This window comes from Paenibacillus radicis (ex Gao et al. 2016), assembly GCF_014641555.1.
GTDB lineage: Bacteria > Bacillota > Bacilli > Paenibacillales > Paenibacillaceae > Pristimantibacillus > Pristimantibacillus radicis.
On record NZ_BMHY01000012.1, the window covers coordinates 15,356 to 29,964 of the forward strand.

The following is a 14,609-nucleotide window of genomic DNA, read 5'->3' on the forward strand; positions in this document are numbered from 1 at the left end:
AAAGAAGTGGAATACCACGCTGGAGGCTATATGTCAATCAAACAACGGTATGCTGATGCAGAGACGGCTAGTCGCTCGGACTTGTGGGGAAATGCGGCGCTCGCGTTGTTTAAAGGCATTGTCGCCGTATTGTCGGGCAGCAAAGTGCTCCTCGCCGACGCGTTTCGCTCGGCGGGGCAAGCAGTTGCGGCATTTGCCGCACTGACCGGCATTCGGCTTCGGAGCAGCAAGCGGGAGGCTTCGGAGGACGGCAAGGGCTCAGCTTCGCGAATCGCTGCGATCATACTGCCGATTGCTCTCATTATCGCGGGAGTGGAAATCGGCATCGCTGCGGGAAAAGATATTTGGATGGCTGGGCAGCAGCCGCTTCAGGCACCGCATTGGAGCGCACTGGCTGCCATTGTCGCGGGCATTGTCGTGCAGCAGCTTCTGCTGCCGGTCAGGGAGAGGCAATGGGGCTTGCTGGCTTCACTTACTGCCTTGATCGGTACGGGCGGTGCTTTGGTCGGCCAAGCGATAGGCGTCAAATCGCTCTATTACTTTGAACCGGCGGCGGCGATTGCTATATCGGTCATGTTAGCGGCGGGCGGCTGCAAGTTGCTAGCGGAAGCATCTCGCAAGCAATACGCTGCCAGCGTCCAGCACGAGGATGCGGATGATCTTATGCAGCTGATCCAACGGGTAGAAGGCGTCATAACGGTAGAATCGCTGCAGGCGAAGGAGCATGGCCATTACGTGGTAGCTGATGTTGTTATTAGCGTCAATCCGCGTATTTCCGTGCTGGAAGGGCATGACATTGCCAAGCGGGTCAAACAGCTGCTGCTGCTTCGGTTCACCCATTTGACGGATGTTACGATTCATGTCGAGCCCTATGATCCGGGTTATCCGTACAAATCGAACCATGATCCGAATCAAGAGCATGCGCCGACGCTGCTGCAATAGAAGTAACGAACGGAATGTCAGGAAGGGGTTGAACTCGGCGTGATACAAGCAAAGACACGCTGGATTTTGGCGCCTTGGAGCAATGAACATGAATTGGCCGCTGACCTGCTGGGAGAGAAACTGGACGTCCCGCCTCTCGTTGCTAAGCTGCTCGTACAAAGGGGCTACGGCAAAGTTGAAGAGGCCGAAGCCTTTCTCCGGGGCGGCGACGAGCAGCTGCATGATCCATTTCTATTGAAAGGGATGGCAGAGGCGGTTGCCCGCATCAAGGAAGCGGCAGACAAAGGCCAGAAAATACGAATATACGGAGACTACGATGCAGACGGGGTGTCAAGCACCTCTCTGCTCGTTCATGTCTTCCGGGAGCTTGGCTATCATTTCGATTATTATATTCCTCACCGTGCTTTGGAAGGCTACGGCTTGAATCGTACGGCACTTGAGCTGGCGGCTGCCGATGACGTGAAACTAATCGTTACGGTGGATACCGGCATCAGCGCCTATGAAGAAATCGAATTCGCTAAGCAGTTAGGTCTCGACGTTGTCGTAACTGACCATCACGAGCCGCCAGAGCGGATTCCCGATGCCTGTGCAGTCGTCAATCCGAAACGGGAGGATTGCTCCTATCCGTTCAAAGGCTTGGCTGGCGTAGGCGTCGCTTTCAAGCTGGCGCAAGCGCTGATGGGACGGATTCCGATGGAGTGGACGGATATCGTCGCTTTAGGCACGATTGCGGATATTATGCCGCTGGTCGGCGAGAACCGTTATATCGTCCGCTGCGGATTAGACCGCCTGCGTGATACGGGCAACATCGGTTTTCGCGCGCTTGCGGAAGCCGCAGGCTTCGAGCTTGAGGGGGTAACCTCCACGACGGTTGCTTTCAGTATGGCTCCGAGAATTAATGCGGCGGGGCGACTCGATCATGCCAAGCGGGCTGTGGAGCTTCTGACGACAAGCCATTACGATGATGCCATTCTAGCGGCATCATCTCTTGATGTCTTGAACAAGGATCGCCAGCGCATCGTTGAGAGCATTACGAAGGAAGCTGCGCAGCAATGGGATGAGAAATGTGTGGCGGCGAAGACGGAGGGAAGACCTGTTCCCTCCGTTATTGTGCTGGCCGGCGAAGGCTGGAATGTCGGTGTTATCGGCATTGTAGCCTCCAAGCTGCTGGAGCGTCACTACAAGCCCGTCGTCATTCTCGGAATAGACGGCGAGAGCGGCATGTGCAAAGGCTCGGCACGGTCCATCGATGGCTATGACCTGCATGCGGCGCTTACTGAGTGCGACGAGCTGATGGACCATTATGGCGGGCATCAGGCGGCTGCTGGCATGAGCCTGCACCGGGACCGTTTAGCCGAGCTGGAGAGCCGTCTTGGTTTGCTAGCTGATGAGTGGCTGACGGAGCAGGATTGGATTCCAAAAACACCCGTGGACCTCGTATGCGATGTCCGCGATGCAAGCGTGGAAACGATCACCCAGCTGTCGCAGCTGGAGCCTTTCGGTGCGGGAAATCCGTCCCCGCGCTTGCTGTTTCAAGGAGCAGAGCTTTCGGAGCGTCGTACGATGGGCAAAGAATCGAAGCATCTGAAGCTCTCGCTCCGCAGCAGTGACTCACGAAGCCGTGCGGCTCTGGAGGCTGTAGGCTTCAGCATGGGGGACTTATCCGCCCAATTGCAAAATGGTACGCCTATCGATGTGATCGGCGAGCTGTCGATCAATGAATGGAACGGCCAGCGCAAGCCGCAGCTGCTCATTCAAGACTTGTATGTCGGCGAGAATGCGGTGAAATTTCCGGAACGGCAGCATTTTGGACAAGTGTATCAATTGCTGCGGGAGTGGAAGCAGGTCCCTTTAGCAGGGCTTACGGAGCGTCTCTCGCCGTTATGCGGCTGGGCTCCCGAGACGGTAGGGATGATGCTGCTCGTATTTCGCGATTTGGCATTTATTGAGATGGATAATGAATATGTATCTGTCGTCCCTTCTCCGCAGAAGCGTGATCTAAGCACCTCTGCGCATTACCGGTCGGAGAAGCGCAAGGCAGAGTCTGCACCGCATGTCGTGTATGAAGAATTGGCATAATGGATTTGTACGAACAGAAGGGATTGAATGTTAAATGAGTTTGAACTTTAAAGATTATATCCGGGTAATCCTTGATTATCCGCAGCCGGGCATTCGCTTCAAGGACATTACGACACTTTTGAAGGATGGCCCTGCATACCGCGCCGCGATCGAGGAAATGCGCAAGCTCGTCGAGCACCTGCAAATTGACGTTATCGCCGGCCCTGAGGCTCGCGGTTTCGTAGTAGGCGCACCGTTGGCGTTAGCGCTTGGCGTAGGCTTCGTGCCAATTCGCAAGCCCGGCAAGCTGCCAGGCGAGACGATTGAGGCAGGTTATAATCTGGAATACGGCAAGGACAGCCTTGCGATGCATAAGGATGCGATCCAGCCGGGTCAACGTGTGCTCATTGCCGACGACTTGCTTGCGACAGGCGGTACGATTGCCACCTCCATCAATCTGGTTCGCCAGCTGGGCGGAGAGATTGTTGGCGCAGCATTCTTGATTGAGCTTACTTACTTAACGGGCCGGGAGAAATTGGACGGCATCGAAGTGGCTTCGCTTATTAACTACGACTAGAAGATAGCTGCTCGTCAGAAGAACGGAACTGTATCGAACAATATTGTAGTAAAGAAGCACCTCAATTCCGCTGTAAAGGCGGTATTGAGGTGCTTCTTTTATGCGAAAGAGATTCCAGGCAAAGCAGGTTGCCCGCGATGTAAAAACGATAGAGGTCATCTGCTTGGTCGCTCTCAATCCATATTATTGGCTAATAAACTTGATGCAAACTAGCTGGCTCTACACCGCCATTAGATCCTTGGAAATCTCCTTTAAGAATATAAGTACCTGAGCTTAGATATCCTAACGATATGTCTATCGGACTCGATGTTGGAGTAATATTCACGGTAGTTGAAAATACTTTGGAAAGTTGACCATTTGGCGATTTGGAATATAGCGAAAGGACAACGGTATCATTAGTACCACTCCATACAGCAGCATTTAATTTATACTGAGCTGGTTGATATACCGTCAATTCATGCGAAGTCGCTGTGTAGGCGGCAAATGCATGAGTAGAGAAAGAGAAACAAGCGATTAATAGAATTAAAACGATTTTTTTCATAGAAAACACCTCCCTTCATATTTTGAAATATTAATTAAGGAAAAGTATGTAACGATGTATTATACGCAATTTGTTTATTGCTATGACATTAAAATGGAAATTTGTCATTGATAAACGAAAATCTAAAGTATTTCATGAAGTCACTCAAATGAGTGGCTTCATTTTGTTGCCTATGAAAGGGGTGATAATTAAAGCAATCGATAAATCGCAAATGATGTTAGATATATGTTATTTATTAATATGTACGGAAGACTCATGTTAGATGGTAACGGATTCATTTTTTCGCTTCATTTTTGCAAACGGATTCATTTTCATCTTTTCTTTCAAAAATGTGATTTTAGCATGCAATAATGTGATGAATAGTAACATTTCATTGAAAAGTATCATTTATCGTTGGTCTGGCAAATAGAAACGGCGAACATCCCCCCTTACAATAAAACATGTGAGGAGGGAATGAGATGGCAGAGATTGCAGCAATAACGGAGAGACAACAAGCGCTCAAGAAGAAGACAAAACTGGGCAGATTACTTAAACAATGGGATTTGCAATTAATGGTAATCCCGGCGCTTCTGCTGATTCTTGTATTTAGTTATTTTCCGATGTACGGCGTACTTATGGCATTTCAAGACTACAACATTTTCAAGGGGTTCCTAGACAGTCCATGGGCAGGATTCAAACATTTCGAAATGTTTTTCCATGCTCCTGAGTTTTACAAAGTCATGCGCAATACGATCGTCATCAGCTTTCTGAAGCTGGTCATCGGGTTCCCGGCGCCGATCGTTCTAGCGCTCATGCTCAACGAAGTGAAAAACATGTATTTCAAACGAATTGTACAGACCGTCAGCTATTTGCCGCATTTTCTGTCCTGGGTAATCGTCTCGGGTTTTGCGATTTCGATATTGTCGACGGAAAACGGCAGTTTGAATATTTTGCTTCAGTCGCTCAGACTGATCGACGAGCCGATCGGGTTTCTGTCCATACCGGAATACTTCTGGACGATTATCGTCACCACAGGGGTTTGGAAAGAAATTGGATTTGGATCTATCGTCTATCTGGCAGCGATTGCAGGCATTGATCCCAGCATGTACGAAGCGGCCTCCATCGATGGAGCAAGCCGGTTCAAACAGATTTTTCTCATTACGATTCCAACGATTATGCCTGTCGTCATCATCTTTATGATTCTGGCTATCGGCAATCTACTGAGCGCAGGTTTCGAGGATCTCTTGCTCCTCGGCGTCAATCCGGTGTTAAAGCCGGTGGCGGACGTGCTTGATACGTACGTATACCGAACAGGTATAAGCGGTCAGCGGTTCTCCTACGCCACGGCGGTTGGCTTGTTCAAAGCGATAATTAGCGTAGGCTTGCTTACTTTCGCCAACTTACTTGCTCGCAGAACTGGCAACAGCTTATGGTAGATCGTACTAGCAGCAACAGCATGAGAATGGTGAAGGAGGCACGGCAGCCGTGAAAATAAAAGCAAGCTTCGGCGACCGAAGTTTAACCCTATTCATATACGCAGCATTAGTAATCATTGCTTTTACTACCTTTTATCCGTTTTGGAACGCCGCAGTTGTCTCATTGAACAAAGGGATGGACACGGCGCTTGGGGGTATTACATTCTGGCCCCGTGCTTTCACTTTAGAAAACTATGAAGTCGTGTTTCAGGACAAACGGATACTGGAAGCTTTCTATATTTCAGTCATGAGAACTGTGATCGGGACGATCGCTTCCATTCTGATGACCGCGATATTCGCTTACGGCATGACGAAGCGCGAGCTGATGGGACGTAAATTTTATATGATCGCCTGCATCATTACGATGTATTTCAGCGGTGGTCTCATCCCGACATTCCTCGTTATTCGCGGCCTAGGTCTGATGGATTCATTCTGGGTGTTTATCATTCCTGGTTTGATCAGCGTGTGGAACATGATCATATTCCGTACATTCTTCAATGGGCTTCCAGCCGGTCTGGAAGAATCGGCGAAAATCGACGGCTGCGGTTATTGGTCGACGTTTTTCCGGATTGTACTTCCTTTGTCAGGTCCGGTTATTGCAACGCTCGCCCTGTTCACCGCGGTGGGTCACTGGAACGACTGGTTCTACCCAAGCATTTATATTACCAAAGAAAAGCTTATCCCTATTCAGACGATGCTTCAGCAAATTCTGAATTCCAATATTATGAGCGAGCAGATGTCGCAGCTCGACTCCGCTTCGCAAAGCAGGCTTTCCTCGATGAAGAGCATTACAAGCAAATCGCTGTCGATGGCGACGATGATGGTCGCAACACTGCCGATCATCATGGTATACCCATTTGTGCAGAAGTACTTTGTAAAAGGCGTTCTGGTCGGATCTTTGAAAGAGTAGCTTGCTTTATCTTCAACGTGAGACGGATTGTTAAACCTCATGGTCGACAAATCCGTTTCCGCTGAACATAATTAAATGAAGAGAGGGGTTTACAGAATGAACAGATGGAGAAAATCGGCATTTCTAGTATTGGCCTTGATGCTCGTAGCAGTTGCGGCGCTGGCCGGCTGCAGCAGTTCGAATGAGGGCAAAGGAAACAATGGGAATAGCAATTCAAGCCCGTCCCCTAGCACGACAACGGATAGCGGCGGTGAAACGGCTGCTGCAGGTTTTGAGCTTGGCAGCGAGCCGCTCAGCTTCTCATTCTATGGACATTATGATTGGTACACAATGCCGCCTTGGGGCGGCGACGAGGCAACAAAATGGATTAAAGAAAACAAAAAAATCGACATTACGCCAGTTCAATCCGGCGGCAATGCTGCTCAAAAGCTGAACACGATGATCGCTTCGGGCAAACTGCCTGACGTCATCTGGCTTGACCGCGGCGCCGATGTAGAACGTCTGCGTGCAGCAGACATGCTCGTTCCTTTCGATGAATATTTGGATAAATATCCGAACTTTAAGAAGTGGGTAGGCGAAGAAGCGATTAACATGCTTCGCTCCAGCGACGGCAAAATCTATCAGTTCCCGAACTGGTATACGTCGCAGCCAATCGGCAACTCCGGTTACCTGGTGAACAAAAAAATCTATGAATCGCTTGGTTCGCCTGCTATTGAGACAACTGACGATTTCTACAACTACTTGAAACAAGTGAAAGAAAAATATCCGAACGTAACGCCGTTTAACCCGGATTTGGCGATTGACGGTCAAGGTCTGGACGTATTGTTCGGCGGCTTCGCAAATGATTACACGCCTGCTTACGTAGCTAATCGCGCTGTACCGCAAGGCGACAAGCTGACTTCTCTGTTTGTAGACCCGGTATTCCGCGAATCGATGCAATATGCAAGCAAGCTGTTCCGCGAGAAGCTGATGTCGCAGGACGCTTTGACACAAACGAAGGACCAAGTGAAAGAGCAAGCTTATAACGGCACAGCTGCTGTATTTGCAGGCGCCAGCCCGACAGAGTACGGCGCAGTAGGCGATGCCGAGCTGAAGAAAAAAGATCCAAACGACGGCTACATTATGATCTGGCCGGTTCACAAAGAAGGCGTGGACAAAAACAAAGTATGGACGGGTACGTACACCCAACTGGGCTGGAACGTAAGCGTCATTACGAAATCCGCTAAAGATCCTGAGAAAATTTTCGCATTCCTCGACTACTTGACTGGACCAGAAGGCACACGGACATTGTTCTGGGGACCTGAAGGCAAGTACTGGAACGGACATGACGAAGACGGTGCTCCTATCTTTACGGAAGCATACGATACAGACGTAGAAGGCCGTACGAAAATGATGGATGCGACTGTTAACTTCCAATGGAACGGCAACAGCGTATTTATCGATAAGTCGAAAATGAAGCATGAGCTCACGCTTCCAGTTGAGAAACAAAGCTGGGAAGCTCGTTGGCAAAACGAGATTACTTGGAAAACGCAGGACAACGCGACGCAATTCATCAACATGGCGCCGGCTCCGGATTCCCCGGAAGGCATCATTGCATCAAGCTTCGAGGAGATTTATAAAGAAGCTAGAGCCAAAGCGCTTTATGCAAAAAGCGACGAGGAAGTCCTTTCGATCCTCGATAAAGCGGAGAAGGACGCGCAAGCGGTCGGCTACGACAAATTGCTCGCTTACAAAACTGCAAAATGGCAAGAAAACCTGAAAAGCATGCAAGGTAATTAACATCGGGCATTATCTCGGGTTATAATAGGTAAAAACGGTCGCCGTCCTCTTAGGGACGGCGATGCCGTTTTGAGCCTGTCCCTTCATTTCTATTCTTTTTCAAACGGAGATGATCCCATGTATAAAGTATTGATTGCGGATGATGAAGTATTAGATCTCGAAGGAATGCGCACATTTATTCCATGGACCGAACTGGGACTGGAAGTGGTCGCAGCAGTTCATAACGGCTTTGCCGCTTATGATGTATTAATGGAGAAAGAGATTGATATTCTCGTATCAGACATCCATATGCCCAGCATGTCCGGGCTGGAGCTTGCTCGCAAAGCGCTTGATTCAGGCAGATGCAGCGACTTGCGGATTGTTTTTGTAAGCGGTTATCAGGATTTTCACTACGTGAAGCAAGCGTTGTCATTAAAGGCCTACAGCTATGTGCTGAAGCCGATGGACGATAATGAACTCATTAAGGCGCTTGTTGCGATAACGAAGGATTTGAATCAGGAACGGGAACGTCAGGCTAAGGAACAACAGCTCAGGGATACGTACTTGCAAGCGATTCAGCATCAAAACAAAGAAACCGCTGCCATTGTGCCCCCGTTGTTCAATGCGGGCGGTGAACTAAAGAAGAATACGAAGCTCATTCATGAGATGATCCAATATATGAAGCAGCATATGAATCAGAGTTTGACGCTCAAAGAAGTGGCAGACCACTTTTGTTTTTCGCCGAACTATTTGGGGTTAATGTTCAAGGAAGAGACGGGCAAAACGTTCAGCGAATATGTTATTTCTCTGCGGATGGAGAAGGCAGGAGAGCTGCTTAAAGATCCAAAGGTGAAAATCTACGAGGTTGCCGATCTCGTCGGCTATCGGTACATGCCCTATTTCAGCAGACAATTCAAAGAGACGTTCGGGATGACACCGATCGAATTCAGGAGAAAAATTTGACGATGGCTGGAGCACCTCTGCATAAGCAAGAACGAAGCTTCATTCCATTTGGCGTGAAGCTTCTCGTATCGTACATTCTGCTGATCGTCATCCCGATCTTTATTTTCGGATATATCGCCAATTCCATTATGGTAGATTCGATTCGTACGCAGACGAAAACGGCGATTAAGGGCACGCTGCAGCAGATTCAGGACAATATGATGTACAAGATCGACGATACGACCAGACTCTCAGATTTATTGTATTTCGATTCCAAGCTGTCCAAGCAGCTGATGCATTACGAAGAGGGATGGGTGAGCTATGAAGCGACGACCAACCTGCTTATGCCTAAGTTCTGGCAGACAATTGAATCGACCAATCGGAACGTATGGCTGACGATCTATTTCAGCAACGAAACACTCCCGGAAATCTATTATGACACCTCAAATATCGATCCGTTGAGAATTAAGGGCCGGTTCTTTGATGTCATGCATTTGAAGCGGATCGAGCATAAGGAATGGTATGCTGATTTTCCGAAGGAAAAATTCGGCGAGACGATGGAATGGAAGCAGGTTGAGGATGATGCCAAGTACGGCCGGATTTCGCTGCTGCGGCGTATCGTCGATACGACGGACCCGACTAAGCTAAAGGAAATTGGCTTTGTGCGAATCAGCACTTACTTGAACGACATCTTTCAGAGCGTCGATTATCATAAAATCGGTGGCGACAGCACGCTCGTCATTACGAATGAAAACGGCCATCTGCTTTATTCATCGGGAAGTGCTGTTCAGTCAGAGGATGAATTCCGCAATGAGGCGAGCAGCGGAAGCCATTTAACGATCGATCAGACGCTTCCGGGCTTAGGGTGGAAATTGACGGCGTTGATCCCTTCTTCCGTATTTGAGGAGGATAGGAAGAAGGTCGACAGGCTGACGATCATTATTTGCCTGCTATGCGGTATCGTTATCTCTTTTGTCGCAGCCTTCGTGTCCCGTACATTTTCCCGTCGTGTTCTGAAGGTTGTATCGGTGCTTCAATCTTTCCGTCAGGGAGATTTTCATAGACGCATCCAATACAGCGGCAATGATGAGTTTACGACGATTGCAGCTTCGCTGAACGAGCTCGGGAAAAAGACGCAAAGCTTGATTGAAGAGGTGTATGTAACGAACTTGAAGAAAAAGGAAGCGGAGCTGGAAGTGCTGCAAGCGCAGATCAATCCGCATTTCCTATACAATACGCTTTCTTCGATTAGCCGTCTTGCCAAATTCGGCGAGGTGGACAAGCAGCATCAGATGGTCATGAACCTGGCTAAGTTCTACAGGCTGACGCTGAACGAAGGGCAGACGATCATTCCTATCGCTAAGGAAATCGAGCAAGTGAAGGCCTATATGGATATTCAGCAAATCAAATACGCGGAGCGGGTCGAGGTCGTCTATGAGATTGATCCGTCGATACTTCCTTATTCGGCCGTGAAGCTCATCCTGCAGCCCTTTATTGAGAACGCTCTGGAGCACGCTTGGCGGGGCGATCGAATTCAGATTCGAATTGTCGGAGGCTGGCAGGACGATGCGATGATTTTCTTCCACATTATCGATAATGGAAGCGGCATGCCGCAGTCGACAATAGATGGCATATTTAACGAGACGGCGGCCGCTGAGCGCAGTGGCTACGGCATCCGCAACGTTCACGAGCGCATCCAGCTTTACTATGGCAAAGAATACGGCGTTGCCATTGAGAGTGAGCCGGGTGAAGGAACTTGTGTACAAGTGATGATTCCGGCGCAGATCCATCCAATCGCTAATTCGGAAAGTTAACGATTTTCGGGCGATTACCATGACTCCATAGTTGACGCAACGCCGCTCTTACAGGATAATATTAAGAAAACTCGGAAAATGCGGAATCGGAGTCGAACCGAAGGCTTTTCAGAAAGGGAATTTTCATGGGCATTGAGCAGTTACTCGAAAAGGCATCGGCCTATATGAAGGAACAAGACTTATTACGCATAAGGGAAGCCTATGAGTTTGCGGAGCAAGCCCATCATGGACAAGTGCGCAAATCAGGGGAGCCTTATATATTGCACCCGGTTGCGGTAGCCGATATATTGGTCGATATGCAGATGGACGTGCTGTCGATTATAACAGCGCTGCTGCATGACGTCGTTGAGGATACGACTGTGGATTTGGAGACAGTGCGGTCGAAATTTGGCGAAACCTGCGCAATGCTTGTCGACGGCTTGACAAAGCTGGAGAAGATTCGTTTTCGTTCGAAGGAAGAACAGCAGAATGAGAATTACCGCAAAATGTTCGTGGCGATGGCCCAAGACATTCGCGTCATTCTCATTAAGTTGGCCGACCGGCTCCATAATATGCGTACGCTGAAATTCCAGTCAGAGGAAGCGCAGCGGCGAATCGCTTACGAAACGCTTGAAATCTTTTGTCCAATTGCACACCGGCTCGGTATTTCCGCGATCAAATGGGAGATGGAGGATATTGCCCTCCGCTATTTGAACCCGCAGCAATATTACCGCATTGCCAATTTAATGAAGAAGAAACGTGCGGAACGGATGCAATTCATTTCTGACGTTATTTTCCGTATTAAAGAAAAGCTTGAGGAAATGGGCATTGAAGGAGATATATCCGGACGTCCTAAACATATATACAGCATTTATAAAAAGATGACGGCGAAAAACAAGCAGTTTAATGAAATTTATGATCTGATGGCAATCCGCATCATCGTGGAGAACATTAAAGACTGCTATGCTACGCTAGGCATTATTCATACGTTGTGGAAGCCAATGCCTGGCCGCTTCAAAGACTATATCGCGATGCCGAAGGCGAATATGTACCAGTCCTTGCATACGACCGTAATCGGACCTAACGGAGAACCGACAGAAGTGCAAATCCGGACCGTCGATATGCATCGTACCTCGGAATACGGTATCGCGGCTCACTGGGCATACAAAGAAGGCTCACTTGTTCCTGGAGGCAATTTCGAGGATAAAATGTCCTGGTTCCGCGAAATTCTGGAGCTGCAGAACGAAACTCGCGATGCGGCAGAATTTATGGAATCGCTCAAAATGGACTTTTTCTCCGACTTGGTATTCGTCTTTACGCCAAACGGCGAAGTCATCGAGCTGCCGGCTGGATCCGTGCCGCTTGATTTCGCTTACCGGATTCATACAGAAGTCGGCAACCGGACGATTGGCGCGAAAGTGAACGGCCGGATTGTGCCGCTTGACCATAAGCTGAAAACCGGCGATATCGTTGAGATTTTGACCTCCAAGCATTCTTACGGACCTAGCCAAGACTGGGTTAAAATCGCGCAATCCTCCCATGCACGGAGTAAGATCCGCCAATGGTTCAAGAAAGAGAAGCGTGAAGAGAATGTTGCCAAAGGCCGCGATATGCTCGAGCGCGAGTTAAAGCGTCTTGGCCTGGAGCCGCACGTTTGGCTGGCGGATGATAAGCTGCAGGAAGCGGCTGCGAAATTTGCGTTCAACGATATCGAGGATATGATGAGTGCGATTGGCTTTGGCGGCATTACCGCGGCACAGATCTGTACGAAGCTGACGGAAAAGCTGCGCAAAGAAGCAGAAAAAAGCAATGAGCTCATTATCGAGAAGGAATCGAAAGCGAGCAGCCGTAAAAACCGTCCGACGCATGGCGTAACCGTTAAAGGTATCGATAATCTGCTCGTTCGTTTTGCACGCTGCTGCAATCCAGTTCCGGGTGATGAGATCGTCGGTTATATTACGCGCGGACGCGGTGTCTCCGTACACCGGATGGACTGCCAGAACATTCCGTTCGGCACGGATGGTGAAGAAGCGGAACGCGTTATTGAAGTGGAATGGGAAGCTTCGATCGAATCCAATTACAGTGTGGATATTGAAATTGCCGGACATGACCGCGACGGCTTGTTGAATGAAGTGCTGCAGGCGGTTTCGGAGAGCAAGACCAATATATCGGCCGTCACTGGACGTTCGGTCAAAAATAAAATGGTTATGATTCATATGACGGTGCTTATCCGCAACATCGACCACTTGTCTTCTGTTGTCGAGAAGATCAAGCGGGTGCAGGATATTTATTCGGTTCAACGTATTATGAACAGCTAATCGGAGGTTTACGGCAGTGAAAGTAGTCATACAGCGGAGCAAGCGCGCCGAAGTGACCGTTGACGGGAGCGTGACAGGTGCAATCGAGTTTGGTCTCGTGTTGCTTGTCGGCATAACTCATGAGGATACGGAAGCTGATGTGCGCTGGATGGCCGAGAAGGTGGCCGGCTTACGAATCTTTGAAGACGACAATGGCAAGATGAACCACTCCGTCGTTGATATCGGCGGTCAGATCCTATCGGTCTCGCAGTTTACGCTATACGGCGACAGCCGGAAAGGGCGGCGGCCGAATTTCATGGCCGCGGCAAGACCGGAGCAGGCCCAGCCGCTCTATGAGCGATTTAACGAGGCGCTGCGGGCGTCGGGGCTAACTGTGGAGACTGGCGTATTCGGCGCTATGATGGACGTTTCTCTCGTCAACTGGGGGCCAGTTACGCTCATTGTGGATAGCAAGGCTTGAGAGCGTGATTAGGGCATGTGGTTGAATTACCGATATGCATCGTTACACCGCGAGCGGTGAGTATGTTCAGGCTTTATGCAGCTTATGCTGTATAAAGGCTTGAGACGTGATTGGGCCAGTATTTGGTCCACCGCGATCCTGCAAAACCGCACGGGGTGCAATGAGTTTACGCAGGTATGATGCAGCATTATAAATTGCATGGATTGAGATACATGTTAAACCGGTTTAAACATACAGGCTTGTATACGGTTATGGCTAGTCGGAGAATAGTTGCAGCTATTCTCCGACTGCTGCATATTCAGCTTGAATGCGAGCGACGGGAGCGGGCAACACTAGGGACAGCGGCAACGCGTCCCTTTTTTGTTTGACTGTGTGGCTTTGCTCTCCGCGGAGAAGCAGTATGGTGCATTTTCATCGCGTGGTGAGAAGGAGCGGAACAGCCGACTTAAAGGGGCAAGCTTGCTATCCAATCAGGCGAAGGAGTCCCAAGCATATGCATCAATCCCGCAAGGAGCAAGGCATGGAGCGAACGGCGCGCAGACTGATCCATGCCGACCGTAGAGAGGCTCTGATCTGGTCGCAGCTCGAAGGCGACATCGAAGCAGCCGAAGAGTGGGCAGTGACCCCAATGGGTACGAAGCACGACCAGCCCAGTAAATAGCAGCAAACTGAATGTGTGTTAAATGGAGATGTGAGTGGAAGGCGTTCCCGTAAGGGGGTGCCTTTTTTATTTTGCGGAAGAGTATAAGGCTGTTTCGCTTAGGACAATTTTGTTTTTATTAGGGGTTAGGTATGTCAAAATGCAAAAGTGCATTTTGATGATTGGCCATTTTTAGGCTGAAAAGGCGATCAAAAT

12 protein-coding genes are annotated in these 14,609 nt (G+C 49.3%); 11 read left to right on the forward strand and 1 reads right to left on the reverse strand.

Annotated features, from left to right (window positions below):
* Window positions 1-30: 30 nt before the first annotated feature.
* From IEX98_RS23250 to IEX98_RS23260, 3 genes are read left to right on the forward strand one after another with little or no spacing between them, the layout of a single operon-like run.
* Window positions 31-942, forward strand: a complete 912-nt coding sequence (locus IEX98_RS23250; protein WP_188892024.1) for a cation diffusion facilitator family transporter — start codon at window positions 31-33, stop codon at window positions 940-942.
* A 39-nt stretch (window positions 943-981) separates the two neighbouring features.
* The gene (recJ, locus tag IEX98_RS23255) at window positions 982-3,021 is read left to right on the forward strand and encodes a single-stranded-DNA-specific exonuclease RecJ (RefSeq protein ID WP_188892025.1); all 2,040 of its coding nucleotides are present in this window, start codon (window positions 982-984) and stop codon (window positions 3,019-3,021) included.
* Window positions 3,022-3,061: 40 nt separating this feature from the next.
* The gene (locus tag IEX98_RS23260; RefSeq protein ID WP_188892159.1) at window positions 3,062-3,577 is read left to right on the forward strand and encodes an adenine phosphoribosyltransferase; all 516 of its coding nucleotides are present in this window, start codon (window positions 3,062-3,064) and stop codon (window positions 3,575-3,577) included.
* Window positions 3,578-3,767: 190 nt separating this feature from the next.
* Here the strand turns inward: IEX98_RS23260 and IEX98_RS23265 are convergent, their stop codons facing one another.
* On the reverse strand, window positions 3,768-4,118 hold the full coding sequence (locus IEX98_RS23265; RefSeq protein WP_188892026.1) for a hypothetical protein: 351 nt from the start codon (window positions 4,116-4,118) through the stop codon (window positions 3,768-3,770).
* A gap of 551 nt (window positions 4,119-4,669) precedes the next feature.
* On the opposite strand from IEX98_RS23265, the gene IEX98_RS23270 reads away from it, so the two are divergent.
* The 8 genes from IEX98_RS23270 (at window position 4,670) to IEX98_RS23305 (ending at window position 14,414) form a co-directional block, all read left to right on the forward strand.
* Complete coding sequence (locus tag IEX98_RS23270) at window positions 4,670-5,533, forward strand: ABC transporter permease (protein ID WP_374705379.1); 864 nt, start codon at window positions 4,670-4,672, stop codon at window positions 5,531-5,533.
* A gap of 49 nt (window positions 5,534-5,582) precedes the next feature.
* Complete coding sequence (locus tag IEX98_RS23275; protein ID WP_229692349.1) at window positions 5,583-6,482, forward strand: carbohydrate ABC transporter permease; 900 nt, start codon at window positions 5,583-5,585, stop codon at window positions 6,480-6,482.
* Window positions 6,483-6,578: 96 nt separating this feature from the next.
* A complete protein-coding gene (locus IEX98_RS23280) occupies window positions 6,579-8,261 on the forward strand; it encodes an extracellular solute-binding protein (RefSeq protein ID WP_229692350.1) in 1,683 nt (560 codons plus the stop codon).
* 117 nt (window positions 8,262-8,378) lie between these two features.
* Window positions 8,379-9,203, forward strand: coding sequence for a response regulator transcription factor (locus IEX98_RS23285; protein WP_188892030.1), 825 nt, complete (start codon window positions 8,379-8,381; stop codon window positions 9,201-9,203).
* Window positions 9,204-9,205: 2 nt separating this feature from the next.
* A complete protein-coding gene (locus tag IEX98_RS23290; RefSeq protein ID WP_188892032.1) occupies window positions 9,206-10,996 on the forward strand; it encodes a cache domain-containing sensor histidine kinase in 1,791 nt (596 codons plus the stop codon).
* Window positions 10,997-11,121: 125 nt separating this feature from the next.
* Window positions 11,122-13,293, forward strand: coding sequence for a RelA/SpoT family protein (locus IEX98_RS23295; RefSeq protein ID WP_188892034.1), 2,172 nt, complete (start codon window positions 11,122-11,124; stop codon window positions 13,291-13,293).
* Window positions 13,294-13,309: 16 nt separating this feature from the next.
* Entirely contained in the window at window positions 13,310-13,753 is a 444-nt protein-coding gene (gene dtd, locus IEX98_RS23300) for a D-aminoacyl-tRNA deacylase (RefSeq protein WP_188892036.1), read from the forward strand.
* Window positions 13,754-14,246: 493 nt separating this feature from the next.
* Window positions 14,247-14,414, forward strand: a complete 168-nt coding sequence (locus IEX98_RS23305; protein ID WP_188892038.1) for a hypothetical protein — start codon at window positions 14,247-14,249, stop codon at window positions 14,412-14,414.
* Window positions 14,415-14,609 lie beyond the last annotated feature (195 nt).